The sequence below is a fragment of the Blautia sp. ZXY-1-B12 genome (assembly GCF_056339915.1).
In genome coordinates, this window is the sequence record NZ_JBWJVP010000164.1 from 25,742 (window position 1) to 50,570 (window position 24,829).

The window sequence follows — 24,829 nt, forward strand, 5'->3', positions numbered from 1 at the left end:
TCTTGCATATTCTATGTGCTTCCTTTATAATGTAACGTATCATTGTTTTATCAAATTAAAGGGAAAGAGGATTAAAGAAATGAAAAAAGTTTGGGACAAATGGACCAGGATTGCTCTTGTAAAGAGAATCCTGGTTGGCCTGATTCTGGGTGCGATTCTGGGAATTGCTGTACCGCAGGCAACAGGAATCGCAATTCTGGGTGATGTCTTTGTAAGTGCATTAAAGGCAATCGCACCTTTGCTGGTATTCTTCCTGGTTATCAGTTCCCTGTGTAATGCAGGAAAATCTCACGGAGGAGTTATTAAGACAGTTATCATTCTCTATATGTTCAGTACAGTTCTGGCAGCAGTGATCGCAGTATTTGCGAGTATGGCATTTCCTGTAAAGATGACACTTGCAAATGCAGCAACAGATACAAGTGCACCACAGGGTATCGTTGAGGTATTAAATAACCTGCTTCTGAACGTAGTTGCCAACCCGGTATCTTCACTGGTAAATGCAAACTATGTAGGGATCCTGATGTGGGCTGTTCTTCTTGGGCTTGCTTTTCGTGCAGCTGATAAGATGACAAAGAAGGTTCTGGCTGATGTTGCAGATGGTATTTCCATGGTAGTAACCTGGATCATTAATCTTGCACCTTTTGGAATTTTTGGTCTGGTATTTAACACAGTATCTACAAACGGTCTGGATATCTTTACGACTTATGGAAAACTGTTGCTTCTTCTTGTAGGATGTATGCTGTTTATCTATTTTGTGACCAATCCGCTTCTGGTTTACTGGTGCATCCGCCAGAATCCATATCCGCTGATTTTCCACTGCCTGAAGAGAAGTGCGCTGACGGCTTTCTTTACAAGAAGTTCCGCAGCTAATATTCCGGTAAACATGAAAGTCTGTGAAGAGATGGGACTGGACAGAGATACTTATTCTGTAACCATTCCGCTTGGTGCAACTATTAATATGGATGGTGCGGCTATCACTATTACGGTTATGACAATGGCAACTGCATTTACTCTTGGTATTCATGTAGATATTCCGACAGCAATTATCCTGAGTCTTCTTGCAGCTCTGTCAGCATGTGGCGCTTCCGGTGTAGCCGGCGGATCACTTCTTCTGATCCCGATGGCATGCTCTCTGTTCGGAATTTCAGATGACATTTCCATGCAGGTTGTTGCAGTAGGATTTATCATTGGCGTAGTTCAGGATTCTGTAGAAACAGCTCTGAACTCTTCGTCAGATCTTCTGTTATCTGCTTCCGCAGAATTCAGACAGTGGAGACTGGAAGGGAAAGAGATTAAATTTAAATAAGATTGCAATGAGCGAAACGGTCGTCCGGTATGGACGGCCGTTCTTTTATAAGGCACAACTATAAAAATGATTGCTACATATTCGGGAATTTCTGTGCATACACTGTAAAAACAGCGTCTTCGGAGGCTTATCCGTGAAAGATTATATCGAGGAGCGGGCAGTGGAAATTGCAAATTATATTATTGATACAAAGGCAACGGTGCGTCAGGCGGCGAAGAAATTTGGAATTAGTAAGAGTACAGTACATATAGAAGTAACAAAATAGAACGGTTCGTTTGGGCAATATATTAAACAAAATCAAGGAGGAACGAACCATGAAGGAACTGAAACCAAGAATTACAGAGAATGGCATCGAATATGTGCTTGTCGGGGACTATTACATCCCGGATTTGAAGTTGCCGGAGGAAAACCGACCTATCGGTAAGTACGGACAGATGCATAGGGAGTATCTGAAAGAGCAGTGCTACGGTAGATATTCCAGTTTACTGCTGACCGGAAAACTTTGGAGCTATCTGGAGGATTTGGACGAACAAGCGGAGGAACGGTTTACGTGTATTGTTGATCAGATGAAAGCGGCTGAGGGAGTGACGGAGGAATTGAAGCGGAAAGATGCTATGCTTTGGGTACAACGGTGTAATAATATTAGAAACAGAGCAGAAGAAATTGTACTGAATGAAATGGTTTATATTTAGTATGGAGCAGTCAGCCGAAAGGCTGGCTGTTTTTCTTTTCCTAGCGACAGAAAATGATTGACAATGCTATAAGACTGTGGTAGTCTGAAAACAAGAACAGACTACTGTAGTCTTATAGGAGGCGAAACAAGTGACAGAGGAAAATATCAAACTTTTTGATTCGGAATTAAAGGTAATGGATGTTCTGTGGAAGGATGGTGACGTGCCAGCGAAATATGTTGCAGATACTTTAAACAGAGAAGTCGGCTGGAATAAAAACACAACGTATACATTGATTAAGCGGTGTATCAATAAAGGCGCGATTGAACGAACGGAACCGGGATTTATGTGCCATGCGCTTATAGCAAAAGAACAGGTACAGGATCTGGAAACAGATGAACTTATTGATAAGATATATGATGGATCTGTTGACAAGTTGTTTGCGGCACTTCTTGGCAGAAAAAAACTTTCTATGGAGCAGATTAAGAACCTGAAGCAGATCGTCAGTGAATTGGAATGAGGTGATGTATATGAGCCTGCTGCAAATGAGTTTTCTGGGAACGGTTATTATTTTACTTATTGTGGTATTAAGGGCTGTGCTTATCAACAGATTACCGAAGAAAACATTTTTGATTTTATGGTGGATTGCATTAATACGGTTATTAGTTCCATTTTCCATAAAATCAGTCACAAGTATTTATTCTCTGTTGCAGAGTATTTATTCTGATATAAACCCAGTGAGAACGGCGCAAACGACAACATTTTTACCCATTCATGGGAATATGCCTGAGATAGCAAATGGATTATCAGAGGCTATGGTACAGAGAACAGAATCCATTTCGATTTTGAGTGTAATATGGCTGGCAGGTCTGTTACTTTGTTTTGGATTTTTTGCGGTTTCCTATATAAAATGCTATCGGGAATTTCGATTTTCGCTGCCTGTTGAAAATGATATTTTGGAAGCATGGAAGGAAAAACATCCACTAAAAAGGAGTCTATCCATCCGGCAGACAGAAACCATAGCTGCACCACTTTCTTATGGTGTGATTCGCCCAGTTATTTTAATGCCAAAAAATACAGAATGGAAAAATATTTATCAGCTTCGTTATGTGTTGGAACATGAATATGTGCATATCAGACGGCTTGATATGCTTACAAAGCTGATAATGATTGCTGCAGTATGCATTCATTGGTTTAATCCGCTTGTGTGGGTAATGTATATTCTTTTTAACAGAGATTTGGAATTATCCTGTGACGAAACCGTAGTCCGCAGATTTGGAATGGATATAAAGTCGGTATATGCAACTGCTTTAATATCTATGGAAGAAAAAAAGAGCGGACTGACACCATTATGTAACAGTTTCAGTAAAAATGCGATTGAAGAAAGGATAAGAGCAATTATGAAGATAAAGAAGACATCTAAGTTTGCAGTAATGATAAGTGCAGTATTGGTAATTGGCGTGACAGGTGGATTTGCAACTTCCGCATCATCCTTGGAGAAAAATACAGAGACAGCGCAGGAAAACGGTGAAACAACAGTTGCTTTAAACGAAGTGAATATCCGGGAAGATGAACCACTTTCAAGTTCGGATGTGGAATGGTGGACAGCAGAAGAGTATGCGAAATGGCTGGACGAGGAAAAAGAAGTTCTGCAGTCTATGATTGGTGAAAAAGCTTATACAGGCGGCGACGGATGGTTTGTATGGACACAGGAAAAGGTAGATGAGACGATTGCACTTTATGAGGATAATCTTCAAAAAATAAAAGATGGGATGAAGTTGTCGAAATCATCTGATGATGCAGTGGGAATTACAATGGCATATTCTCCGGAAAATATAGAATATGCGAAGCAGGAAGCAGAAACGGTCACCGAAAATAAAGACAGTAATGAAAATGTATTCAGCGAAGAACAGCTTTCTGAATATGCAAAAGCGGGAATAACTTACCAGAAAGAAACAGGATTTCTGATGTATGATGGAAAGACCATTGGATATTTCCGGGATGAGTTTAAGCCGGGTACTTATACAATAAGTTCCAAACGTGGAGGTACGCTTCGAGTTGAAGTGCAAAGGGAAAACTATGGCACCATCACAGACGTAAAGGCAGAACCGTTATCAGATGATTTTTGGTCAGAACCGGCGGCATTGGTTGAAAGTTCCGGCGGAGAAGCTGTAACTGCAGATGAAATGAAAGGATCTGTTTTTGAAGAAGGAGGAAGTGAGAACATAGCGGCTGATGACATGGGCGAATATAGCAGTGAAGAGGGAAAAGGTCTTAATATTGCTGTTCCACAGGAGTATGCTGATTATGGAGTATCCTGTGATGCTCAAGGAAACTGGGTTTATAATGGTAAGATTATAGCAGATTTATATGATGAGGGAAGGGGAATCTTTTCTAACAGCAACGGCACTATGTACATTGAAGTAACGAGAGACAAAAGTGGAAAGATTAGCAGCTTTCAAAAAGTAAGCAAAAATAGAATGCAGGAATTATTTACTGAATTTAATCCGGAAACGGAAACATTTGCGGAATATAATTCAGAGGCGAAGCATTAAGTTAGTGCTAAATGAAACGAGGATGATTAAGTGGGAAAAATATTGCTGGTATCATTCGAGGGAGATGAGGAAGAGTTGGTAAATTCTGTTATTTCCGTGTTAGATTCCGGCAGAGAAAAATTCCTTTTTCAGGAAATACAACTTCAATCGAAAATAAGGCATAAGGGTATAGCGATTGATTTGAAACGGAGGGAAGTTGTTCGTGATAATAGAAAAATAGAATTAACTTACACTGAGTTTGAAATCCTGCAGTTATTAGCACAAAATCCAGGAAGGGTATTTAGTAAGGAGCAGATTTATGATGTAGTCTGGAAAGAAGCCTATTCTGGCGATTACAATATTGTCATGAGTCATATCAGCCATATTCGTGAGAAGATAGAAGATGATCCGGGCAACCCGGTATATATTCAAACCGTCTGGGGTGTAGGATACAAGTTTAATGAGAGGGCAGGCAGCGAGTAAATTCGCTGCCTTTCCTTTACAGGGATGGATTCAGATTTCGCTGAGTTTCAAGATAATATTGCTCTGCTGATACAGCCAGTCCGTGAATTCCGTTGGCTTGGTTGTTCCTGCCTTTACAGCTTTCTTACGCCGCAGAGCTTCTTTCTTAAAAAGGTCAAACGCAGTTTTCATTTCTTCCAGACGTTCAATCGGAAAATCAGCAGTTTTTTTGGATTTATTGATTTTATTACGCCAATTCTGGCATTCATTTTTATAAAGCAAATCATAGTTATTTTCTCTGGCTCGTTCATCAAATTCCCTTTTATTTTGAAGTGCCTGTGCTTTACGGCACTTATCACTGCATAGTTCATAACGCTGGTTTTTTGCCAGAAAATATTTTCCACAGACTTTGCACTGACGGAAACAAAGGCCCCAGTCATTCAGCCGATTCAAGTAATAAGTGATAAGCGGATAAAAAGAGCTGTAGGCAGCTACGCATTCTGTTCTGCGCCTATTATCCGGAAACCAAAGTTCAAGTCGAGTGATTTCAGCAGGAGTGTTGCGGAAATAAAGACTGCCAGTATGAAAACGTTCTGGTTTTCCGGTATCAGAATTAAAATTCATGACATTTTCTGTTTGGAATGCCTGAGTCAAAATTTGGATTTTTTCTATAAAACGATCACAGGCAGTATTACGGTCACGATATTCCCTTGTAACAAGATATTCATTCCAAATACGGAATGTAGCATACATTCTCACCGGATCACCGGTGAGATATTTTTTTGCCAGAAAATCACCAGCAGTCTGTTCCAGTGCAGGCTGTTTCCAACGGTTAGTGTGCAATGCATCACGTAGGGGAGCAAGTCCATATATATTCCAGTTCTTTTCTTTATCATATTCAAAATCTATCAGAAAACGTCCTAGAGGACGTGTTATATCATATATGACATCGTTATCTTTATTTCCGTCCAGTCGAAAACGGATTTGCTGTTCCGTTCCGATTAAAATTCGCTCCTTCATTTTGTCTCTATCCAATGCCAGAACGAAGAGGATGTGGTCGTAGCAAGGTTCTTGCCTTATAAATTGATAAGCCATTTCTATTTGCTCCTGTTTAGTATGGTAATTTTAAAAAATATAATATTAGTTACATTTATGGTATCGCGAAAGTATTGAAAAGTCAAGATGAGATTGATAAGATACGATTGCATGGTAATTTCGTACTATGCAGTGTACTTTGACAACTTTATGACCGTCTAACCTGAGATAAACCGCCATGACCTTCGATAAAAGAAGTGAGCGCATCCGAATGGATGACGTGTTGTATGCCTTGACAGCAGTATGACTCAGGAAACAGGAAAGATAAAACGGCAATGAGAAGCTAAAAAATGAGATCAAAAATGGAGGAACAACATGAGTGAAAATAAGAGATTAAACAATTATGATGAACTGCCTCTTGTACTGGATGTGGCTGATATTCAGCGGATTATGGGGATTTCCAGAGTAACGGCTTATGAACTGGTTCATACACCCGGTTTTCCGGCATTTCGAAGCGGCAGATTAATTAAGGTTAGTAAAATTGCTTTTTTCGAATGGATGGCAAAGGGGAATGGAAGGGTGCCAGAGAATAGTAACTAAATCTGGAGCAGAGCGGAGAGCGAAGTCTTTTGTGCAGGTTAAGGGCGGCAGCCATTGCCCAGTGAGTTGATGCGTGCGTCTACTCGTACTGGGTATTACCTGACGCAAATTCACGCAGGTTTGCAGCTTCGCTGCCTTATTTAATTTGGAAAAACGTGAAAAAGGAGGGCAAGAAAATTATTGAAAGCAACAAGACACAATGGACGCTCCGGGAAAAATGGCACTTATAATCCCAGGCATAATGATCGCCGTTTCGACTTGGAAAACAGTGAACATATTGATGCTGGAAGAGTCAGAGAAAATATTTACTGGGACTGTTACCGTGGCTATACCACAATGCAGAACAGGGAAGAAGATTCTCAGGATATCAGTTTTGAGAAAATTGAATGTACTTTTTATCAGGAACATTATGGAAAATATATAGAAGCGCAGAATGAAAGAAATGCAAGAACCCGTCATACAGAGCGTAACCGATCTGTGGAAGATTTACTAAAGAACAATAAAACCTGTCCAGAGGAAACTATTTTTCAAATAGGAACAGTAGAAGAATCTGTTTCCTATGAAATATTACTTGCGGTCGTACAGGACTTTACAAAGCAGTTCACAAATCGGTTCGGTTCTCATGTCCATATTCTGGACTGGGCACTGCATTTGGACGAAGGAACGCCGCACATTCATGAACGTCATGTTTTTGATTGTGAGAATAAGTACGGGGAAATCTGTCCCCAGCAGGAAAAAGCACTGGAAGAATTAGGGATTGCACTTCCAAAACCGGATAAACCTAAAGGCCGCAATAATAATCGAAAGCAGACTTTTGATGCTATTTGCCGGATAATGCTTTTTGATATAACCCGAAAATACGGGTTGCATCTGGAAGAAGAACCGTCTTATGGAGGGCGTGACTATCTTGAAAAACAGGATTATATTCTGTTTAAGCAAAAGGAACAGATGAAAAACCAGACGGAAATACTGGATAGACTTACTTTGAAAATTGAGGATGTGGAAGCTCTGATCGATGAAGTTTCAGATATTGCTTACGACAAAGCTGTGGAGGTTGTGACGGATGAGGTCAGAGTGGAAACCCATAAAGAAGACATTCGTCTGGTAGAACAGTCAAAGGCGTGGGTGCTTTCCCCTGAGCGCAAGGCTTCCCAAAAAGAAAGGACTTATGCTGCAAGCCGATTGGATGGAGTAATTACCAAAATTACAAAAGCTATGCAGACAGCAGTTAAAACAATTCAGACCACGCTGATAAAACCAGAAGTCAAAAAGGCGAATACCGAGCAGATTAAGAAAAAAGCCAGAAGTTCCATTCTGGATAGGCTGACAAAAGCGAAAATTACTGCGGAACAGGAGAACCGGGAGCGATGGGAACACGAAGGAAGAATTAAATTAGGAAGAAACGATATGGAGTTGTGATGTAAAGGAAAGAGGAAAAGGATGAATATATTTGAAGCAGTTAAACAGTCTGTGACTACCCGGCAGGCTGCAGAATACTATGGAATACGGGTAAACAGGAACGGAATGGCGGTCTGCCCGTTTCACCGTGACAAGAATCCGAGCATGAAAGTGGACAGGCGTTTTCATTGTTTCGGATGTCAGGCAGATGGGGATGTGATTGATTTTACGGCACACTTGTACAATTTAAAACCGAAAGAGGCGGCAGAGAAACTGGTAAGGGATTTTTCTGTATATTATGAGAACATGGGGCACAGCCCGCCACAGAGAAAACAAATCAAACGACAGCTAACACAGGAACAGAGGTATCTGCAGGCAGAAAATAGATATTTCCGTGCATTGGTAGATTACCTGCATTTGTTGAAACAGTGGAAAGAAGAGTATCCGCCGAAACAGATGGAAGATGTCTGGCATCCGTTGTTTATGGAGGCATTGGAAAAAATATCAGAAATAGAGTACCTGCTGGATATATTATTATCAGGCACATTAGAAGAACGAGTTGCCGTAGTGGTAGCTCATGGGAAGGAGGTGACAGCGATTGAACAGAGAATTTCGGACTTTAACGCCACAGACACGACAGGAATTGTGCGAAGTAATGGATATAATGGAAGCGGAGTTGACAGTAGAGGAAATCAGAGAACAACTGGAAATAACACAGAAGGGTGCTGTGAAAAACAATCGGCATAACTGTAAGCTAATTTTAGAACATGATTCTCTGCTAAAAGGTGTATTCCGGTATAATATTTTGACTGAGCAGACAGACCTTGTAAAACCTGTGTGGTGGGAACGGATAAGCCCGGCATTCACAGATATGGATTTGAACTATATTATGCTTTATCTGGAAGAAACGTATGGTTTGACGATGGATAAGGTTGTGCAGAAAAGTATTGTCCATCAGGCAGATCGGAACAAATATCACCCTGTCCGGGATTATTTGAACAGTCTGCAATGGGATGGGCAGGAACGTATCCGCTATGTGCTGCATCATTTTCTTGGTGCACCTGTGGATGAGTTGACCTATGAAAGTATGAAAATGTTTTTGCTGGGAGCTATTGCCCGTGCGTTCCGCCCCGGAATTAAGTTTGAATATATGCTCTGTCTGGTCGGGGGTCAGGGCGTGGGAAAATCTACATTTTTTCGTTTCATGGCAGTAAAGGATGACTGGTTCACTGATGACATTGGCAAGCTGGATTCAGAAAAAGTTTATTGTCAGCTTCGCGGTCACTGGATGATTGAAATGTCTGAAATGGTTGCAACGGCACGTTCCAAGAGTATTGAGGAAACAAAGAGCTTTCTGAGCAGGCAGAAAGAGACTTATCGGGATTCTTATGCAGTATATGCTCTTGATCGTCCGAGACAATGTGTATTTGGAGGAACATCCAATATTAAGCGATTCCTGCCGTTTGACCGTACCGGAAATCGAAGATTCGTTCCGGTTCAGACGAACCGGGCAGAGATGGAGGTTCATATCCTCGAAAATGAGAAGGAATCCAGACAGTATATTGATCAGGTGTGGGCGGAAGCAATGATGTTGTACCGTAATGGGAATTTTAAACTGGCGTTTTCAAAGGAAACAGAAACACAGCTTGATAAACTGCGGCAGGAGTTCATGGCGGATGATACGGAAGCCGGAATGATACAGGCATGGCTGGATGAACATGAAGACAGAAAAGTCTGTTCATTGATGCTTTTTAAAGAGGCACTGGACAATCCTTATGTAAAGCCGAAGAAGGCGGAGACAGACCGCATCTGTGAAATCATGAATACAAGCATTGTGGGTTGGAAACAGGGGACGATGACAAGATTCAAGGATTACGGTACACAGCGTTCGTGGGTATGTGTAAACGAAAACTGTAAACGAGACGCAAAAGACTTAAAAAATGAAAATGACTGGCATCCGGTTACTGAGGAGGAAGCCCGGCAGATGGAGTTATCCTTCCAGTAAAATGCCAGTCAGGTTTACGGTAGTTGGCGTGTTGTTTACGCTTTTATCTATGGTTATTGCTTTGAGTTGTAGAATTTGTAAACAGTAAACAGATATATAAGAGTAATTTGGTATTGAGGAAAGAAAACTGAAAAAACAAAAAGAATTAGATTTTTTGGAGTTTGTTTACAGCGGTGGTTTACAACAGGGATGCCCCTTTGACTGGCATCTATTTAAGTTGAACAGGAATGACATTTAGCAGGACTATTTCAAAGAACATTTTCATAGTTATGGACAAGGATATACGGGAGGAGGTGGGAATTCCGCTATGAAAAAGAGAAAACTTAATTATCGATTCCATAATCCAAACACTGCGGAAGTAACCGCCGACTATCTGTTAAAGATATTGATTGAAGCAAATGCAAGTAAGGTGGAACAGGCAATACAAGAAGCAGCGGATGAGCTTCCCAATGAACCAAAACATGATGGAGGGTGTCCTGCGTAGCGCGTGGGATGCCTTTTATTTTTTTGCTATTGCTTGTGTTCTGTCTGAAAATCAGTTAAAATTAGTTCTAGAAAGTCATAGATTAGTCATAGAATTTAGTCATAGAAAATTTTGAAAGGCGGAAGAATATGATATATACGGATAGCCAATTAAAAGAAAAGATTGTTCGCATGATAGAATCCTTTGAAAATGAAGTTGTAGAATTTAAAGAAGCACGCACAAATTATTCGTTTAATGACATTGGTAAATATTTTTCTGCACTTAGCAATGAAGCAAATCTTCGGGGATTACAGGAGGCGTGGCTGATTTTCGGAATTTCGGATGATAAACGATATGTAGGAACGGAATTTCGGAAACAGGGAAGTCTGCAAAGTTTGAAAAAGGAAATCGTAAATGGAACCAATGAACGATTGACATTTCTGGAGATATACGAACTGACAATGGAAAAATGTCGAGTGATAGCATTTCAAATTCCTCCAGCTATTAGGGGGATTCCGACAACATGGCAAGGGGCAGCGTATGCCAGAGAGCATGAATCTGTATCGCCGCTTCCGATGAATAAAGTAGATCTACTTAGAAATCAGATAGGAATGGATTGGTCAAAAGAAATTGTAGAAGATGCTACCATAGAAGATTTGGATGAAGAAGCGATTAAAAGAGCAAGAGAACTTTTCTCAAAACGTCAGAGTGATCGAAAAAAAGCACAGGAAGTTTTAAAGAAACTGTCTGATATTGAGGTTTTAAATAAAGCTGGTATTACAATAAAAGGAAAAATAACCAGAACGGCGTTATTGTTATTAGGAAAAAGTGAGGCTAAATATTTCTTTGATGGCTTTATTCCTAGAATTACCTGGACACTTTATAATGCAGATAATTCGGTAAAAGCTTATGAACATTTTGATATACCGATGTTAATGGCAGTGGATAAGGTATATTCCAGGATCAGAAATGTAAAGTATCGCTATATTGCCGGACAGCAGACTTTGTTTCCGGATGAAGTAGATCAATATGAACCAGAGCTGATCAAAGAGATTATTAATAACTGTATTGCTCATCAGGACTATCGCTTGCGTGGAAAAATCAACGTAGAGGAATTTGAGGACAGACTGGTATTTATCAATGAGGGGGCTTTTATACCAGAAACTATTGAACAAGCACTGGAACCGGGATATAAACCACCGTATTATCGAAATGTGTTTTTGTGTAACGCAATGGTAAATCTGTATATGATTGATACAAATTCAATGGGAATACCAATGATGTATCAGATACAGCGTGATAAATGCTTCCCATTGCCGACATATGATTTGAACACAATTAATAGAGTTACAGTGACTGTGTACGGAAAGATATTGGATAAGAATTATACTCAGCTTTTATATTCCAATGAAGATTTAGATATGAGAACTGTATTTTTGTTGGATAAAGTTCAGAAACAGGAAGTAGTTTCTAAAGAAAGCTTTAAGGATTTGAAGAAAAAAGGTCTTGTGGAAGGACGTTATCCTAATGTTTTTGTATCTTTCAAGGTGGCAGATATTGTCGGACAGAAAGCTGCTTATGTTCGAAATAAAGGGTTAGATGATGATATTTGCAAGCAGTTAATTATAAAAGCACTTCAGTCAATGGGAGAAGCCAGCAAAAGAGATTTAATGGAAGTACTGGAAAAAGCATTGCCAGAAGTACTTAGCGATGAACAGAAATCGAAGAAGGTTTCTAATTTGTTACAGGCAATGAAAAAGGATGGAATTGTTGTTACAACAGGAACTAATAGGTATGCAAAGTGGTACTTGATAAAAAAATGATTGATTTACAAAAATGCGAGGGGGATGAAAAATGAAATATATTACACAAGATTGGACATCTACTAAGGATGGATATTTATTTTTTGTTCAAAGACTACAAGAAATGTTGTTTCATTATTCAGATGATATTGTTAAAGCGCCTGTTCATAATACACAAACATTATTAGAAGAATATGTTGATACTGAAAAAGATGTGGTGAAAGGGAGTATTAAGCAATATCAATTAGATATAATTGCAAAAGAGATTAAGTCGAGTTTAATGACAGACGTTATTGTTCGAGAGTTGTATAAATATGAAGTTATTGAAGAGATGGCAAAATTTTTAGATAAAGATCAAAGAACAGCGGTACATTATATATTCAATAAGATACCAAAGAAAAAGTACTATGAAATATGTTGTAAATACTTGAAAGAAAATTTGTCGGAATCAAACCGTAAAACAGAAATTGAAAAAGGACTTCGTGCTTGGCTTGCTTTTTTGCTATGGCATGGATATTCATCGGAATATATATAGATTCCTGAGAAATATATTTGAGGAAAGTATAAATGATCCAGAAAAAAAAGCACAGATTTTTTTGAATAGGTTTGATTTTGAAATTGGTAAATACAAAGTGTACTTTGTTTTTTATGAAAAATTAAAGCCATATCAAAAGTTGTTAAATGAAAGATTGCATATTTCGTTTGAAGATGATGGTTGCTTTAAACAGATTAAAAGAAAGCAAAAGTCCTTTATAGGGGTTATGGAAACAAAGGCATATGATAATTATTCAGCAATGAAACGAGCGTATTCTGCATTAGAAATTTTTTTGAGATATTTAGAAGTTTTTTTGAATGATAATATCAGTGTAATAGGTAAAAACGGATTGGTAATTCGACAAGATACCCAAGAGGGAATAATTCTTCCCGTAAAAGCGTTTGGGTATAAAAGTATCAAGCCTGAGCCACGAGAAAATTTTAAAACTGAAATAGATACAATTGTTTTGGGATGCCAAGAAAAAGGAAAGGAAACTTATTCTCAGCTTAATAAGATTGTTGATTTGCATAATGCGGCATTAAATCAACAAGACTTAAATGATGCATTTCTTAATTTGTGGTCAGCGTTGGAGGTTGCAAGTGTTACAGATAGTTCAAAATCCAAAATTGAAAGCGTTACTGATAATATAGTTTCCATTCTACAAAATGACTATTTCGAATGCATATTTTCTAATATACTTGACGATTTGAAAAATAATTTAGGTAATCGAAAAGTAAGTTTGTTGCTTAAAGATATAACAGAATTCGATAAAGAGATTTGTAAAATCGCAGGCTTTATATTTCTTGAAAAATATGAGAAATATCGAGAAGATTATTTTGCGAATGAGCTTAAGTATTATCCCAATATACGTTATAAAATATATAACTTATATGAGCAAAGAGAAAATCGCGAAAAATTATGGCATCTTTCCGAAAAGTATTGTCAAAGAATTGAATGGCATCTTTATCGCTTATATAGGCTTAGAAATGCTATTGTTCATGCAGGGGAAAGCCATAAACGAATACAAATGTTAGGAGAACATTTGCATATCTATGTGGATCGTGTAATTCTTGAGTTGATGGTTAAATTAGCAAAAGATAAATGCCTTGGGACGATACAAGATGTTTTTACAGATACATATTTGTTATTGAATAAAAAGAAAAAAAATTTAAAAGAACCAGGTAATGTTGATGAACAATCCATTATGCTATTGTTAGAAAATTTTTTTATCGAAGAGTAATGCATATAAGGAATATTCTGAAGAAAGGGTATTCCTTATTTTGCTATTTACAATTATATTTTAGATGGTACAATAAAGTTGTAACAGAACGACTTAAATATAACAGAAAGGTATTAGATATGAATATAGCTGCTTATTGTCGTGTCTCCACTGATAAAGCTGATCAGCTCAACAGTCTGGAAGCTCAAAAGCAATTTTTCTCTGAGTACACCCAGCGTACTGGTGACAACTTAGTTAGATTATATGCAGATGAGGGTATTTCAGGCACGAAAATAAAAAATCGAAAAGAATTTTTACGCATGATGGCTGATGCTGAACATGGACTATTTGATATGGTAGTAGTAAAGGACATCTCTCGCTTTGCCAGAAATACTGTAGACCTTCTGCAGAATGTCCGCAAACTGAAAGCATTAGGAATCGAGACACAGTTTTTGACGGCCAACATGACCAGCATGGGAAACAGTGAATTTGTTCTGACAATCTTCGGTGCATTGGCGCAGGAAGAAAGTGCCAATACTTCAAAGCGTGTGAAATTCGGCAAGAAAATGAATGCTGAAAAAGGACGAGTTCCGAATATTGTGTACGGATATGATAAAACCATTGGAGATTACTTTAATTTGGCAATCAACGAGGAAGAAGCAGCTGTTATCAGGCAGATTTATAAATGGTATATCGAAGAAGGATATGGTGCCGCCAAGATTGCAAACATGCTGAATGCGAAAGGTATCCGAACAAAGCGTAATTGTCAGTGGAGCCAGAATGCGACGTGCCGGATTTTAACGAATGAACTTTATACCGGAAAAATTATCAACGGCAAGCAGGAAGTAGCTGACTTCCTGACTGGACAGAGAACGGAAAAAGACGAGACGGAGTGGATGGTAACAGAACGTCCGGAACTGCGGATTATTGAGCCGGAAATGTATGAAAAGGCACAGGAGATTTTGGAGTGCAGAAGCAAGACTTTTAAATTAACAAAGGAACGGCAGAGCAATAAGTATTTGTTTTCTACTCTGATTAAATGTAAGGAATGTGGCTGGTCATTTCGACGAACTGTTCGTACTTATAAGAATACTTATATTCGCTGGGTATGTTCCGGTCATAATGGACGTGGGGCGGATAGCTGCCCGAATGCTCAGACAGTGGACGAGGAAGAGTTGATTGAAGTTCTGTCCGAATACTTTTCCGAGCTGCTGAAAGCAAAGAAAAATGTAATTCGTCACGTAACAGGCGAATTCCAGAGGGTTTACAAAGCCAAGGATGAGAACCTGAATTACGAAAAGGAATTGAACGCACAGCTTCACAAGCTTCAAAAAATGCGTCAGAAATACATGGATATGTACACCGATGACCTCATTACACGTGAGGAACTGAATGAAAAAATCGGCGGCACAAAACAGGAAATCGAGCGTCTGGAGAATGAGTTGAAAATGGTTGCTTATCACCTGACAAAAGGTGAACAACTGGAAATAATCTTGAATCGCACGTTTAAAGAGATTGAAGATATTTCCGATGTTCACCAGATGACCAATGCACAGCTTAAACGGATTATCCAGAAAATTGAAGTAGACAAGGATGGTAACGTAGATATTTACTTACGAATCTTCGGTGATTTAGGCTTAGATGAAACCGTTCTAATTAGTGACAACCAAACATAAGGATTGTACCGATCGTCTCAAACAGCTAAATCCGGGACTGGCCAGTGAAGTCAGACAGGTTCTGGATGTGAATAAGCAGGAGCGGCATATCAGAGGTGGTCTTGCAACCAGAGAAAAATACCTGCATCAGCATTAAATGTGTTAAAATAAAACTCAGATATATAAAAAAGCGCCCGCGGATCGGCGGGTGCTTTTCATAAAGAGGATAACATAGAAAAATGGAAGAAAATCTGAAACGAAATATTGTAAATAAAATATTTGATATGCAGGAAACCGAAATATGCCATAATCCATATGACCACGAACAACGGAAATTATTTAGCATTGAATCCGGGGATTTGCGGCAACTAAGGAGATGCCAGAAGGAGAAATACGAGGGAAGACTGGGAAGAGTAGCTGATGAGGATCTGCGGAATGATAAAAACATTGCAATTATTGTTATAACACTTGCATCCAGAGCGGCAATTCGCGGAGGGATTAGTCCGGAACTTGCTTTTACAATGGCAGACAATTATATATGTGACATCGAAAGACAGAAAGACAAGAAGGTTATCGCAAAAAAAGCAGAAGAATATGAAGAAGAATTTGCAAGACAAGTAATGGAGGCGAAAAAATCACCGGAAACTAATCATTATGTTGAGAAAGCAAAAGATTATATTTATAAACACCTTCACAATATAGATATTCATCGTGTATGGGAAGAAACGGGGATAAACGGTGATTACCTGTGCAGACTATTCCAAAAATATGAAGGATGTTCTGTGGAGGAATATATACGAAAAGAAAAAATAAAACAGGCAAAGGAATTATTACAATATTCAAATTATCGCATACAGGAAATTTCGGAATATTTATCATTTTCGAATCAGAGTTCTTTTACTAAGTGCTTTAAACTTGAAACTGGAATGACTCCAAAGGAGTTTCGGAAAAGCTGTTTTAAACAAACTAGGTAAGTACTCTGCTTCAATGGCGAATAACATAAATTCTGCGCATCGCAAAGTGTATTACTGAGAGCAGTGAGAGAGGACAGTAACCAGAGGATAAAACAGTGAGAAATACAAACTATAGAAAGTCGCTGCAGGCAAAAAATGTTCGGTAAAATAGTATATAAATACTTAAACCTCGATTATATTCAAAGATATAAAAGCGCGCTGAGTATTATTTCAGGAGGTAATCGGGATGAAATACCATGTAAATTCGAAAAGAGTGATAGGAAAACGAAGTCCCATGTTATATGGACATTTTATCGAGCATTTTCACAGACAGATTTATGACGGGATTTATGATCCGGGAAATGAATTATCAGATGAGGAAGGATTTCGCAAGGACATCATTGAAGCGATGAAGAAAATCAAAGTCCCTGTTTTGCGTTGGCCGGGAGGATGTTTTGTATCTTCTTACCATTGGAAAGATGGGGTGGGAGAGAATAGGCAGCCATTTTTTGATAAAGCATGGCGTGTAGAGGATCCGAACACGTTTGGGACAGATGAATATATTCATATGTGCAGAAAAATAGCCTGTGAACCTTATATCTGCACCAATGCAGGAACCGGAACAGCAGAAGAAATGAGTGACTGGGTAGAATATTGTAATCTTGAAAATGAAGGTAAATATGCAAAATGGAGAATTGCTAATGGAGAGGAACAGCCATACAATGTAAAATATTGGAGCATCGGAAATGAAAATTATGGAAATTGGGAGATAGGTGCGAAAAGTTCTGAAGAGTGGTGGCGACTTGTAAAGGAATCTGCAAAAATGATAAAGCACGTGTCACCGACAGTAGAATTATCAGCAGCGGCACTTCCTGATATTGACTGGACAATGAACCTTTTAAAACATTGTGGAGAATATCTGGACTGGATTTCTCTGCATGGATATTGGGATATGCTTGCGGAAAAAAATGAACTTGCAGATTATACTCAGTGCATGGCATACACGGAACAGGTAGACCGGGCAGTTACTGACGTAAAAGGTCTGCTTACGGCATTACATCTGGAAAAGAAAATAAAAATTGCTTTTGATGAATGGAATTTACGAGGGTGGCATCATCCAAATGTGCATACAATTAAACAGGGAATTGATAAAGACAGCTATCTTATACCGAGAGACAAAAATGATGATAATTCCTCTTATACGATGGCAGACGCTGTTTTTACGGCATGTTTTTTAAATGCAATGAATCGCAATTGTGATATTGTTGGAATGGCTAACTTTGCACCAATTCTGAATACAAGAGGATGTATTTACAGTTATAAAGATGGAGTTGTACTGAGAAGCACTTATCATGTATTTGACTTGTATGTGAATCACATGGGGGATACAGTTTTGGACAGTTGGGAAGAAGGTGAGAAAAATACATTCACAGTGTTGGATAAAAATGGCAGAAAAGTAACTGTGAATACACTTGATATTTTGGCTACACAGCATTCTGAAACAGAAAAAATTTCTATTGCCGTTGTAAACAAAGAACCGGACAAAGAAAAGAAACTGGAAATCTGCCTGGATGAAAATTCATATGCGAGGTACGAAGTTCAAGAGTATCGGATCGTGGGAAGTTCGGTAGATTCTTATAATGATATTGATAGAACGGAAGTATTTATTGAACAGCTTCCGACAAAGGAAACAAGTGGCGTATATCAGGTGAATCTTGCACCACATTCGATAAATGTGATTGACTTTAAGATATTATAAAATGTAGTGATAGATGCATTCAGGCGCGGATTGCAGAAAATCTTTTTCAAACAGGCTCTGGCATCAGAATTCATCTTTTATATACGCGATAATAAAACAGGATGTGAGATCCCGGCATTAATACGGAACCTCACATCCTGCTTTTATAAAATACAGATCAGATTATTAAAAAGAAGTCTCAAAAGCCTTATTAACTGGTCCGGTAGTATGTCCGTCATATATGGTTACGGGTAAAACTGCACCGGTAAACTTACTGTCTGAATTTTTAATCTTATCTAAAAGTATTGAAACAGCAGTATCCGCAATGCTTTTGTCTGTATTGTCGGCGATACTTGTCAGTGGCGGAAGGTATGTATGTGTTTTTCGCAGATGATCAAAACTGATTAAAGATATATCTTCGGGAATACGATATCCTCGTTCTTTTAGTATTTCCATTGCAGAATAGCTCTGAAGGTCGTTGAAACCGATCACAGCGGTGTAATCGACAGGGAAAAACAACTCTTCGTATGATTTATAGGAAGAAGTTGAAGGAACCGGAGAACCAAATACAGTGTGATAATCTATCTGGCGAACGTTAGAAACCGGTACGTTTGCCTCTGAGAGTGCATCCATAATACCAGCATAACGACGAGTCTGTGAGAGATTATATTTTGGCCCCGGAAGATAGAGAAATCGACGGTGACCCAATTCCAGAAGATGCTTTCCAGCAAGATATCCTCCCTGATAATCATCGCAGCGTACGAAGTCCGTCTGACATTCTGGTATTTCACGGTCAATCAGTACCAATGGGATTTTATTTTGATTGATGAGATTTATAGCATTTTTATTATAATTTCGTGGAAAAAAAACGATTCCACTAACATTATAAGATAATGCGAGGGACAGTGAATAATCTGCGTAATTTTTTTCTATGTATGATGCTAAAATTAAAGTATGATATCCATATTTTCGCAATTTGATAGAAATTTGTGAGATAATATCAGAATAATGAGGGTTCTGAATATCGTCAACAATAACGGCAATCAGGTTTGTGTGACCGGAACGCATGGAAGAGGCAATTATGTTTTTCATGTATCCAAGCTCATCTGCAACCTGCTTAATCCGGGATATAGTGGCTTCCGGGAGCCTGGGATCGTCTCTGAGTGCGCGGGAAACTGTATTGACGGAATAACCGCACTGTTCTGATATATCTTTTAATGTGATTCTTTTATGTTGTTGACTGTTCATTTAGGTACTCCTTCTGGTAGTTTGCAGAGGGGACATCTTTCTCTGTTTGATTTGCAAAGTCCCATTTATATTTTGACTCTGTAACTGTGAAAGCGCTGAACAGTTACAAATATATTCAATTATATTCTATAATACCGCAAAAATCAAATGTCAATAAATGAAAGTGAAAACAGAATAGGACATTGTAAGTTATGTACAAAAAACATGATATAAAACATATAATTTATACAAAATAACGGTGGAATTAAAACTTGCTATTGACATTTTGTTGGATTAACGTTAATCTAAACGTGTAGCAAAGAACGGTACGAAAGGTACACAAAAAACAATTTAGGGAGGGTAACTATATGAAAAAAAGACTTCTTGCCTGCGCATTGGCAGCAACGATGATTCTTGGTTCCACTGCACCTGTTTTAGCAGCAGATGACGGATCCACACAGGGAACAAACACATTTGTGGATGGAGGAACAGACCTTAGTTTCTGGACATTCCAGGAATTGCATGTAGGATTCTGGACATCCATGGCTGATGAGTGGAACAAACAGAATCCAGACAGACCGATTAACTTAACTGTTACAACAGGTGAGTCATCATCCTTACACAGCAAATTACTTATTGCGTGTCAGTCTGGAGAAGGCGCTCCTGATATGGCAGATATCGAAATCGGACATTATGGTGCATTCTTAAAAGATGGTTACTTACTTCCAATCAATGATGCTGTAGAACCATATAAAGATGACGTTGTTATGTCACGAATCAGCATGTACGGCGACAACGAAGGAAATTATTACGGTGTAGACTTCCACTTAGGAGCTACAGTTGCTTACTATAACATGGACATCATGAACGAAGCTGGTATTGATCCGGCAGACATCGTTACATGGGATGATTATGTAGAAGCCGGTAAGACTGTACTGGAGAAGACAGGAACTCCGATGTGTGCAGTAGAAACATCTGACCTTTTCCTTCCACAGTGTATGATGCTTGAAAAAGGTGCTCAGTATGTAGACGAAGATGGAAATCCAAACCTTGTTACAGACGAGCATGCAGAAGTAATTGATTATATCCGCAGCATGATCAACGATGGTGTATGTGAGATTGCTCCTGGTGGTGGATTCCACACAGAAGAGTGGTACGGACATCTTAACGGTGCAGGCGTTGCATCTGTAATTATGCCATTATGGTACATGGGAAGATTTACAGACTATTGCCCGGATCTTGACGGTAAGATGGCAATCTATCCAATTCCTGTATGGAACGAAGGCGATACACGTGAAGTTCTTCAGGGTGGTACAGGAACATCTGTTATCAAAGGAACAGAGAACGAACAGTTAGCTAAAGACTTCCTTGCTTTTGCTAAATTATCAAAAGAAGGTTGTACATATGAGTGGGAAAAACTTGGATTTGACCCGATTCGTACAGAACTTTGGGATGATCCGGCTATCACAGAAAACAAAGATAATAAGTTCCTTGCATACTTTACTACTAACCCATTTGATATTCTGAAAGAAAACGGAACAGACATTACTGCTCCAAACATCAGCGGCAGTTATTCAGCAACATATAGTACACTGGTATCTACAACTTATTCCAATGCATTCGAAATTTCTGTAGACCAGGATGCTAAAGAACTTCTTCAGAGCGAACAGGATTCTATTATCTACTAAAATATATGCTTTGAATTTCAGGCATAGAGATTAAAGATTAATTGGAAGGCTGCAGGAGGAGATCCTGTAGCCTTTCTTTTAGCAAAATATCGGAAAAATATATGTCTGGATGTAACATAGGGAGGGATAGCATTGAAAAAACAAAGTAAATTTAAAAAATTATTATACTCGCAAAAGGTGGCACCCTATGTATTTGTAATGCCATTTATCATTACATTTGTTGTATTCTTCGCATACTCAATCGTGAGCATGATTATTATGAGTTTTCAGAAGGTTGCCGGACCAAATACAACATTTGTAGGACTTGAAAATTATAAGATCTTAACAAATGCAGTCTTTATTAAGAGTTTGAAAAACAGTATCTTCTATACGATCGTTACCTGTCTTTTAATGATTCCGATTCCGATGGTTCTTGCTGCAATGCTTAACAGCAAACATATGAGAGCCAAAGGAACATTTCGAAGCATTCTGTTTATTCCGGCACTGACTTCAGTTGTAGTTGCAGGCGTTGTTTTCAGACTGATGTTTGGTGAACTGGACGGTTCTTTTATGAATCAGGTAGTTGGACTTTTTGGAATAAAACCAATTGTATGGCTAAGAACACCGGCTACGGTCTGGTGTACAATGTTTTTCCTGTGTCTGTGGAGATGGACGGGTGTAAATATGATGTACTATTTATCCGGACTTCAGCAGATACCAGCGGACCTGTATGAATCTGCATCTATTGATGGAGCAACAAGTATGGAACAGCTTCGTTACATTACAATTCCGTTACTAAAACCTACAACAATTTATGTACTTACAATTTCCATTTTTGGTGGTATGGCAATGTTCTCAGAGAGCTATATGCTGTTTAATGGAAATAAATCACCGAACAATGTGGCTACCACGTTAGTGGGTATGTTATATCGAATGGGATTTGAGCAGAGTCAGCTTGGTATTGCAAGTGCAATCGGTGTAATATTCCTGCTTATTGTTCTGGCAGTTAATATTGTACAGCTCTGGATCAATGGAACTATAGGAAGTAAAAAGGGGGAATAAACAATGTCAATAACTAAAAAATCAAAAATCTATTCAACGTGTTTATTTATCTTCTTTGTGATTATTGCGATTATCACGTTGCTTCCATTAGCGCTTCTTGCTGTTTCATCACTTCGTCCCGGCTCTGATCTGATGCGTTATGGACTGAACTTCTCTATTGACTGGGCAAGTGCGAATTTAAATGAATACAAAATGTTATTCAGCGGTGCGAACTCATATTTCATATGGTATAAAAATAGTTTGATTATTACAATTGTTCAGGTTGGACTGGCATTGTTCTTAAGTGCATGTGTAGGATATGGATTTGCAATGTACAATTTCAAAGGAAAAAATATTTTATTCCTTTGCGTATTACTTGTAATGATGATTCCTACAGAAGTAATCTTACTTCCATTGTACAGACTGATCGTAAAAATGGGTCTGATTAATAATATGTGGGGTATTATTCTTCCGTATCTGGTTGTACCGATGCTGGTATTCTTTTTCCGGCAATATCTGATGGGAATACCGAAAGATTTCCTGGATGCTGCCAGAGTAGACGGATGTACAGAATATGGCATTTTCTTTAAGATCATGATTCCTTTGATGAAACCTTCTTTCGCTGCTATGGGTATTTATCAGGGTATGCAGAGCTGGAATAACTTCCTCTGGCCAATGATCGTAACAAACTCAATTGATAAAATCACACTTCCAGTTGGTCTGCAGAGTCTTCTCTCACCATACGGAAACAATTATGATATTCTGATTGCAGGTTCCTGCTTTGCAATCATCCCGATTCTTATATTATTTATTTGTTTCCAGAGATACTTTATCGAAGGTATGACAGCCGGCGGAGTAAAAGGTTAATAAGTAAAAGGTTAATAATTTTAAAATATGGAGGAAACCAAAATGAAACAGGCAAAAATGATTATTGACAAAGCGTTTAAAGTTTCTGAAGTTGATAAAAGAATTTACGGATCTTTTATCGAGCATCTTGGCAGAGCTGTTTATGATGGAATTTATCAGCCGGGAAATCCGTTATCAGATGAAGATGGATTCCGTACAGATGTATTAAACATGGTAAAAGAATTAAATGTTCCGATCGTAAGATATCCAGGTGGAAACTTTGTATCTAACTTTTTCTGGGAAGATAGTGTGGGACCTGTAGAGGAACGTCCGGTTCGTCTGGAACTTGCATGGAGAAGTCTTGAACAGAATAAAATTGGTCTGAATGAATTTTCCAAATGGCTGAAAAAAGCAGATGCAGATATGATGATGGCTGTTAATCTTGGTACAAGAGGAGTAGCAGATGCCTGCAATCTTCTGGAATACTGTAACCATCCGGGCGGAACGAAATACAGTGATCTGCGTATCAAACATGGAGTGAAAGATCCTCACAATGTAAAAGTATGGTGTCTGGGAAATGAGATGGACGGTGACTGGCAGATTGGACATAAGACAATGCATGAGTATGGACGTCTTTCCCAGGAAACTGCAAAAGCGATGAAACTGATTGATCCTACGATTGAACTTGTTTCCTGCGGAAGTTCAAATCTGGATATGCCTACATTCCCTGAATGGGAGGCAACGACATTAGGATATAATTACGATTATGTAGATTATGTTTCTCTTCATCAGTATTATGGAAATTTAAATAATGATACAGCAGATTTCCTGGCATTATCTGATGATATGGATAAGTTTATCCGTTCAGTCATTGCAACCTGTGATTATGTAAGAGCAAAAAAACGTGGAAAGAAGAATATTAATCTTAGCTTTGATGAGTGGAATGTATGGTTCCATACAAGAGAAGCTGATGATGAATTTATGGAAAAAGATCCATGGCATATTGCTCCTTCGCTTCTGGAAGACCAGTATAACTTTGAAGATGCTCTTTTAGTAGGTCTTATGTTGATTACGTTAATGAAACATGCAGATCGTGTGAAAATGGCTTGTCTGGCACAGCTTGTAAATGTAATTGCTCCTATCATGACAGAGAAAGATGGTGGTAAAGCATGGAAACAGACAATTTTCTATCCATTCATGCATGCATCCAGATATGGACGTGGAATGGTTCTTCAGCCGGTTATTGACACACCTGTACATGATACAAAAGAGCATGAAAATGTTACGGATCTTTCCAGTGTAGCCGTATGGAACCAGGCTGACGAAGAACTTACTATTTTTGCAGTAAACAGAAATATCAATGAAGATATGGAACTTGTTACGGACTTACGAAGCATGGAAGGATACCAGCTGGTCGAGCATATTGTACTTGAGAATAATGATATGAAAGCATGCAACAGTGCTGCTGGTGAGAATGTAGTTCCGACAACTGTATCAAGAAGTAAGGTAGATAGTGGAAATATGACTTCTGTACTTGCAAAGGCATCATGGAATGTGATCAGATTAAAAAAACAGAAATAATCAAGTAAAAGGTTGACAAAACAAAAATAAGAAGATGTTTTTACTGTTGCTTATCCAGGGCTAGAGCAGTGAAAACATCTCTTATTTAAGC

22 protein-coding genes and 2 pseudogenes are annotated in these 24,829 nt (G+C 38.6%); 22 read left to right on the plus strand and 2 right to left on the minus strand.

All coding sequences use genetic code 11. The features are described 5' to 3' along the window. Positions 1-79 precede the first annotated feature (79 nt). The 6 genes and pseudogenes from sstT to AC075L_RS08485 all read left to right on the plus strand — a co-directional run bounded on the left by sstT (position 80) and on the right by AC075L_RS08485 (position 4,994). Entirely contained in the window at positions 80-1,306 is a 1,227-nt protein-coding gene (sstT, locus tag AC075L_RS08460) for a serine/threonine transporter SstT (RefSeq protein ID WP_062807111.1), read from the plus strand. Positions 1,307-1,439: 133 nt separating this feature from the next. After that, a pseudogene (locus AC075L_RS08465) lies at positions 1,440-1,565 on the plus strand (sporulation transcriptional regulator SpoIIID); the annotation flags it as partial. 55 nt (positions 1,566-1,620) lie between these two features. After that, positions 1,621-1,998, plus strand: a complete 378-nt coding sequence (locus AC075L_RS08470; RefSeq protein WP_015541713.1) for a TnpV protein — start codon at positions 1,621-1,623, stop codon at positions 1,996-1,998. 130 nt (positions 1,999-2,128) lie between these two features. Continuing rightward, positions 2,129-2,497: a BlaI/MecI/CopY family transcriptional regulator gene (locus AC075L_RS08475; protein ID WP_008707144.1), complete on the plus strand. Its 369-nt coding sequence runs from the start codon at positions 2,129-2,131 to the stop codon at positions 2,495-2,497. Positions 2,498-2,522: 25 nt separating this feature from the next. Continuing rightward, positions 2,523-4,532 carry a M56 family metallopeptidase gene (locus tag AC075L_RS08480; RefSeq protein WP_118137637.1) on the plus strand — a complete coding sequence of 670 codons (2,010 nt, stop codon included), beginning with the start codon at positions 2,523-2,525 and terminating at the stop codon, positions 4,530-4,532. A gap of 30 nt (positions 4,533-4,562) precedes the next feature. Continuing rightward, on the plus strand, positions 4,563-4,994 hold the full coding sequence (locus AC075L_RS08485) for a winged helix-turn-helix domain-containing protein (protein WP_022388636.1): 432 nt from the start codon (positions 4,563-4,565) through the stop codon (positions 4,992-4,994). Between the two features lie 30 nt (positions 4,995-5,024). Here AC075L_RS08485 and AC075L_RS08490 read toward each other — a convergent pair whose 3' ends face one another. Then, positions 5,025-6,068, minus strand: coding sequence for a DUF6076 domain-containing protein (locus AC075L_RS08490; RefSeq protein ID WP_118137592.1), 1,044 nt, complete (start codon positions 6,066-6,068; stop codon positions 5,025-5,027). Between the two features lie 315 nt (positions 6,069-6,383). On the opposite strand from AC075L_RS08490, the gene AC075L_RS08495 reads away from it, so the two are divergent. The 12 genes and pseudogenes from AC075L_RS08495 to AC075L_RS08550 all read left to right on the plus strand — a co-directional run bounded on the left by AC075L_RS08495 (position 6,384) and on the right by AC075L_RS08550 (position 18,397). Further along, a complete protein-coding gene (locus tag AC075L_RS08495) occupies positions 6,384-6,608 on the plus strand; it encodes a helix-turn-helix domain-containing protein (RefSeq protein ID WP_008707138.1) in 225 nt (74 codons plus the stop codon). Positions 6,609-6,788: 180 nt separating this feature from the next. Continuing rightward, complete coding sequence (locus tag AC075L_RS08500) at positions 6,789-8,027, plus strand: plasmid recombination protein (RefSeq protein WP_118409216.1); 1,239 nt, start codon at positions 6,789-6,791, stop codon at positions 8,025-8,027. A gap of 21 nt (positions 8,028-8,048) precedes the next feature. After that, the gene (locus AC075L_RS08505) at positions 8,049-8,753 is read left to right on the plus strand and encodes a CHC2 zinc finger domain-containing protein (protein WP_118409215.1); all 705 of its coding nucleotides are present in this window, start codon (positions 8,049-8,051) and stop codon (positions 8,751-8,753) included. Beyond that, positions 8,662-10,011 carry a virulence-associated E family protein gene (locus AC075L_RS08510; protein WP_118409214.1) on the plus strand — a complete coding sequence of 450 codons (1,350 nt, stop codon included), beginning with the start codon at positions 8,662-8,664 and terminating at the stop codon, positions 10,009-10,011. Before AC075L_RS08505 ends, AC075L_RS08510 begins: the two co-directional genes overlap by 92 nt. 307 nt (positions 10,012-10,318) lie before the next feature. After that, positions 10,319-10,495, plus strand: a complete 177-nt coding sequence (locus tag AC075L_RS08515) for a hypothetical protein (protein ID WP_171030313.1) — start codon at positions 10,319-10,321, stop codon at positions 10,493-10,495. A gap of 128 nt (positions 10,496-10,623) precedes the next feature. After that, on the plus strand, positions 10,624-12,297 hold the full coding sequence (locus AC075L_RS08520) for an RNA-binding domain-containing protein (protein ID WP_022388874.1): 1,674 nt from the start codon (positions 10,624-10,626) through the stop codon (positions 12,295-12,297). A 31-nt stretch (positions 12,298-12,328) separates the two neighbouring features. Then, positions 12,329-12,811: a hypothetical protein gene (locus AC075L_RS08525; RefSeq protein ID WP_173699233.1), complete on the plus strand. Its 483-nt coding sequence runs from the start codon at positions 12,329-12,331 to the stop codon at positions 12,809-12,811. Then, a complete protein-coding gene (locus AC075L_RS08530) occupies positions 12,759-14,051 on the plus strand; it encodes a hypothetical protein (RefSeq protein ID WP_288245720.1) in 1,293 nt (430 codons plus the stop codon). The genes AC075L_RS08525 and AC075L_RS08530 overlap by 53 nt, the downstream gene beginning before the upstream one ends. 119 nt (positions 14,052-14,170) lie before the next feature. Beyond that, complete coding sequence (locus AC075L_RS08535) at positions 14,171-15,706, plus strand: recombinase family protein (protein WP_118137600.1); 1,536 nt, start codon at positions 14,171-14,173, stop codon at positions 15,704-15,706. After that, positions 15,693-15,842 (plus strand): annotated as a pseudogene (locus tag AC075L_RS08540) (sporulation transcriptional regulator SpoIIID); the annotation flags it as partial. The gene AC075L_RS08535 and the pseudogene AC075L_RS08540, both read left to right, overlap by 14 nt. 82 nt (positions 15,843-15,924) lie before the next feature. Continuing rightward, positions 15,925-16,659, plus strand: coding sequence for a helix-turn-helix domain-containing protein (locus AC075L_RS08545; RefSeq protein WP_173699766.1), 735 nt, complete (start codon positions 15,925-15,927; stop codon positions 16,657-16,659). A 226-nt stretch (positions 16,660-16,885) separates the two neighbouring features. Next, the gene (locus tag AC075L_RS08550; protein WP_055053323.1) at positions 16,886-18,397 is read left to right on the plus strand and encodes an alpha-L-arabinofuranosidase C-terminal domain-containing protein; all 1,512 of its coding nucleotides are present in this window, start codon (positions 16,886-16,888) and stop codon (positions 18,395-18,397) included. 165 nt (positions 18,398-18,562) lie between these two features. Here AC075L_RS08550 and AC075L_RS08555 read toward each other — a convergent pair whose 3' ends face one another. Continuing rightward, positions 18,563-19,624 carry a LacI family DNA-binding transcriptional regulator gene (locus AC075L_RS08555; RefSeq protein ID WP_055053324.1) on the minus strand — a complete coding sequence of 354 codons (1,062 nt, stop codon included), beginning with the start codon at positions 19,622-19,624 and terminating at the stop codon, positions 18,563-18,565. A 347-nt stretch (positions 19,625-19,971) separates the two neighbouring features. Between AC075L_RS08555 and AC075L_RS08560 the strand changes: the two genes are divergently transcribed. From AC075L_RS08560 to arfA, 4 genes are all read left to right on the plus strand, one after another. After that, on the plus strand, positions 19,972-21,291 hold the full coding sequence (locus AC075L_RS08560) for an ABC transporter substrate-binding protein (RefSeq protein ID WP_055053325.1): 1,320 nt from the start codon (positions 19,972-19,974) through the stop codon (positions 21,289-21,291). A gap of 132 nt (positions 21,292-21,423) precedes the next feature. After that, a complete protein-coding gene (locus AC075L_RS08565; protein WP_330380554.1) occupies positions 21,424-22,332 on the plus strand; it encodes a carbohydrate ABC transporter permease in 909 nt (302 codons plus the stop codon). A gap of 3 nt (positions 22,333-22,335) precedes the next feature. Then, positions 22,336-23,178: a carbohydrate ABC transporter permease gene (locus AC075L_RS08570; protein WP_055053326.1), complete on the plus strand. Its 843-nt coding sequence runs from the start codon at positions 22,336-22,338 to the stop codon at positions 23,176-23,178. A gap of 42 nt (positions 23,179-23,220) precedes the next feature. Beyond that, positions 23,221-24,738: an arabinosylfuranosidase ArfA gene (gene arfA, locus AC075L_RS08575; RefSeq protein WP_055053327.1), complete on the plus strand. Its 1,518-nt coding sequence runs from the start codon at positions 23,221-23,223 to the stop codon at positions 24,736-24,738. Positions 24,739-24,829 lie beyond the last annotated feature (91 nt).

Coding starts and splice junctions, on each gene's coding strand:
- sstT (WP_062807111.1), top strand. CDS start 80: ATGAAAAAAGTTTGGGACAAATGGACCAGGATTGCTCTTGTAAAGAGA.
- AC075L_RS08470 (WP_015541713.1), top strand. CDS start 1,621: ATGAAGGAACTGAAACCAAGAATTACAGAGAATGGCATCGAATATGTG.
- AC075L_RS08480 (WP_118137637.1), top strand. CDS start 2,523: ATGAGTTTTCTGGGAACGGTTATTATTTTACTTATTGTGGTATTAAGG.
- AC075L_RS08490 (WP_118137592.1), bottom strand. CDS start 6,068: ATGGCTTATCAATTTATAAGGCAAGAACCTTGCTACGACCACATCCTC.
- AC075L_RS08495 (WP_008707138.1), top strand. CDS start 6,384: ATGAGTGAAAATAAGAGATTAAACAATTATGATGAACTGCCTCTTGTA.
- AC075L_RS08505 (WP_118409215.1), top strand. CDS start 8,049: ATGAATATATTTGAAGCAGTTAAACAGTCTGTGACTACCCGGCAGGCT.
- AC075L_RS08510 (WP_118409214.1), top strand. CDS start 8,662: ATGGATATAATGGAAGCGGAGTTGACAGTAGAGGAAATCAGAGAACAA.
- AC075L_RS08515 (WP_171030313.1), top strand. CDS start 10,319: ATGAAAAAGAGAAAACTTAATTATCGATTCCATAATCCAAACACTGCG.
- AC075L_RS08520 (WP_022388874.1), top strand. CDS start 10,624: ATGATATATACGGATAGCCAATTAAAAGAAAAGATTGTTCGCATGATA.
- AC075L_RS08525 (WP_173699233.1), top strand. CDS start 12,329: ATGAAATATATTACACAAGATTGGACATCTACTAAGGATGGATATTTA.
- AC075L_RS08535 (WP_118137600.1), top strand. CDS start 14,171: ATGAATATAGCTGCTTATTGTCGTGTCTCCACTGATAAAGCTGATCAG.
- AC075L_RS08545 (WP_173699766.1), top strand. CDS start 15,925: ATGGAAGAAAATCTGAAACGAAATATTGTAAATAAAATATTTGATATG.
- AC075L_RS08550 (WP_055053323.1), top strand. CDS start 16,886: ATGAAATACCATGTAAATTCGAAAAGAGTGATAGGAAAACGAAGTCCC.
- AC075L_RS08555 (WP_055053324.1), bottom strand. CDS start 19,624: ATGAACAGTCAACAACATAAAAGAATCACATTAAAAGATATATCAGAA.
- AC075L_RS08560 (WP_055053325.1), top strand. CDS start 19,972: ATGAAAAAAAGACTTCTTGCCTGCGCATTGGCAGCAACGATGATTCTT.
- AC075L_RS08570 (WP_055053326.1), top strand. CDS start 22,336: ATGTCAATAACTAAAAAATCAAAAATCTATTCAACGTGTTTATTTATC.
- arfA (WP_055053327.1), top strand. CDS start 23,221: ATGAAACAGGCAAAAATGATTATTGACAAAGCGTTTAAAGTTTCTGAA.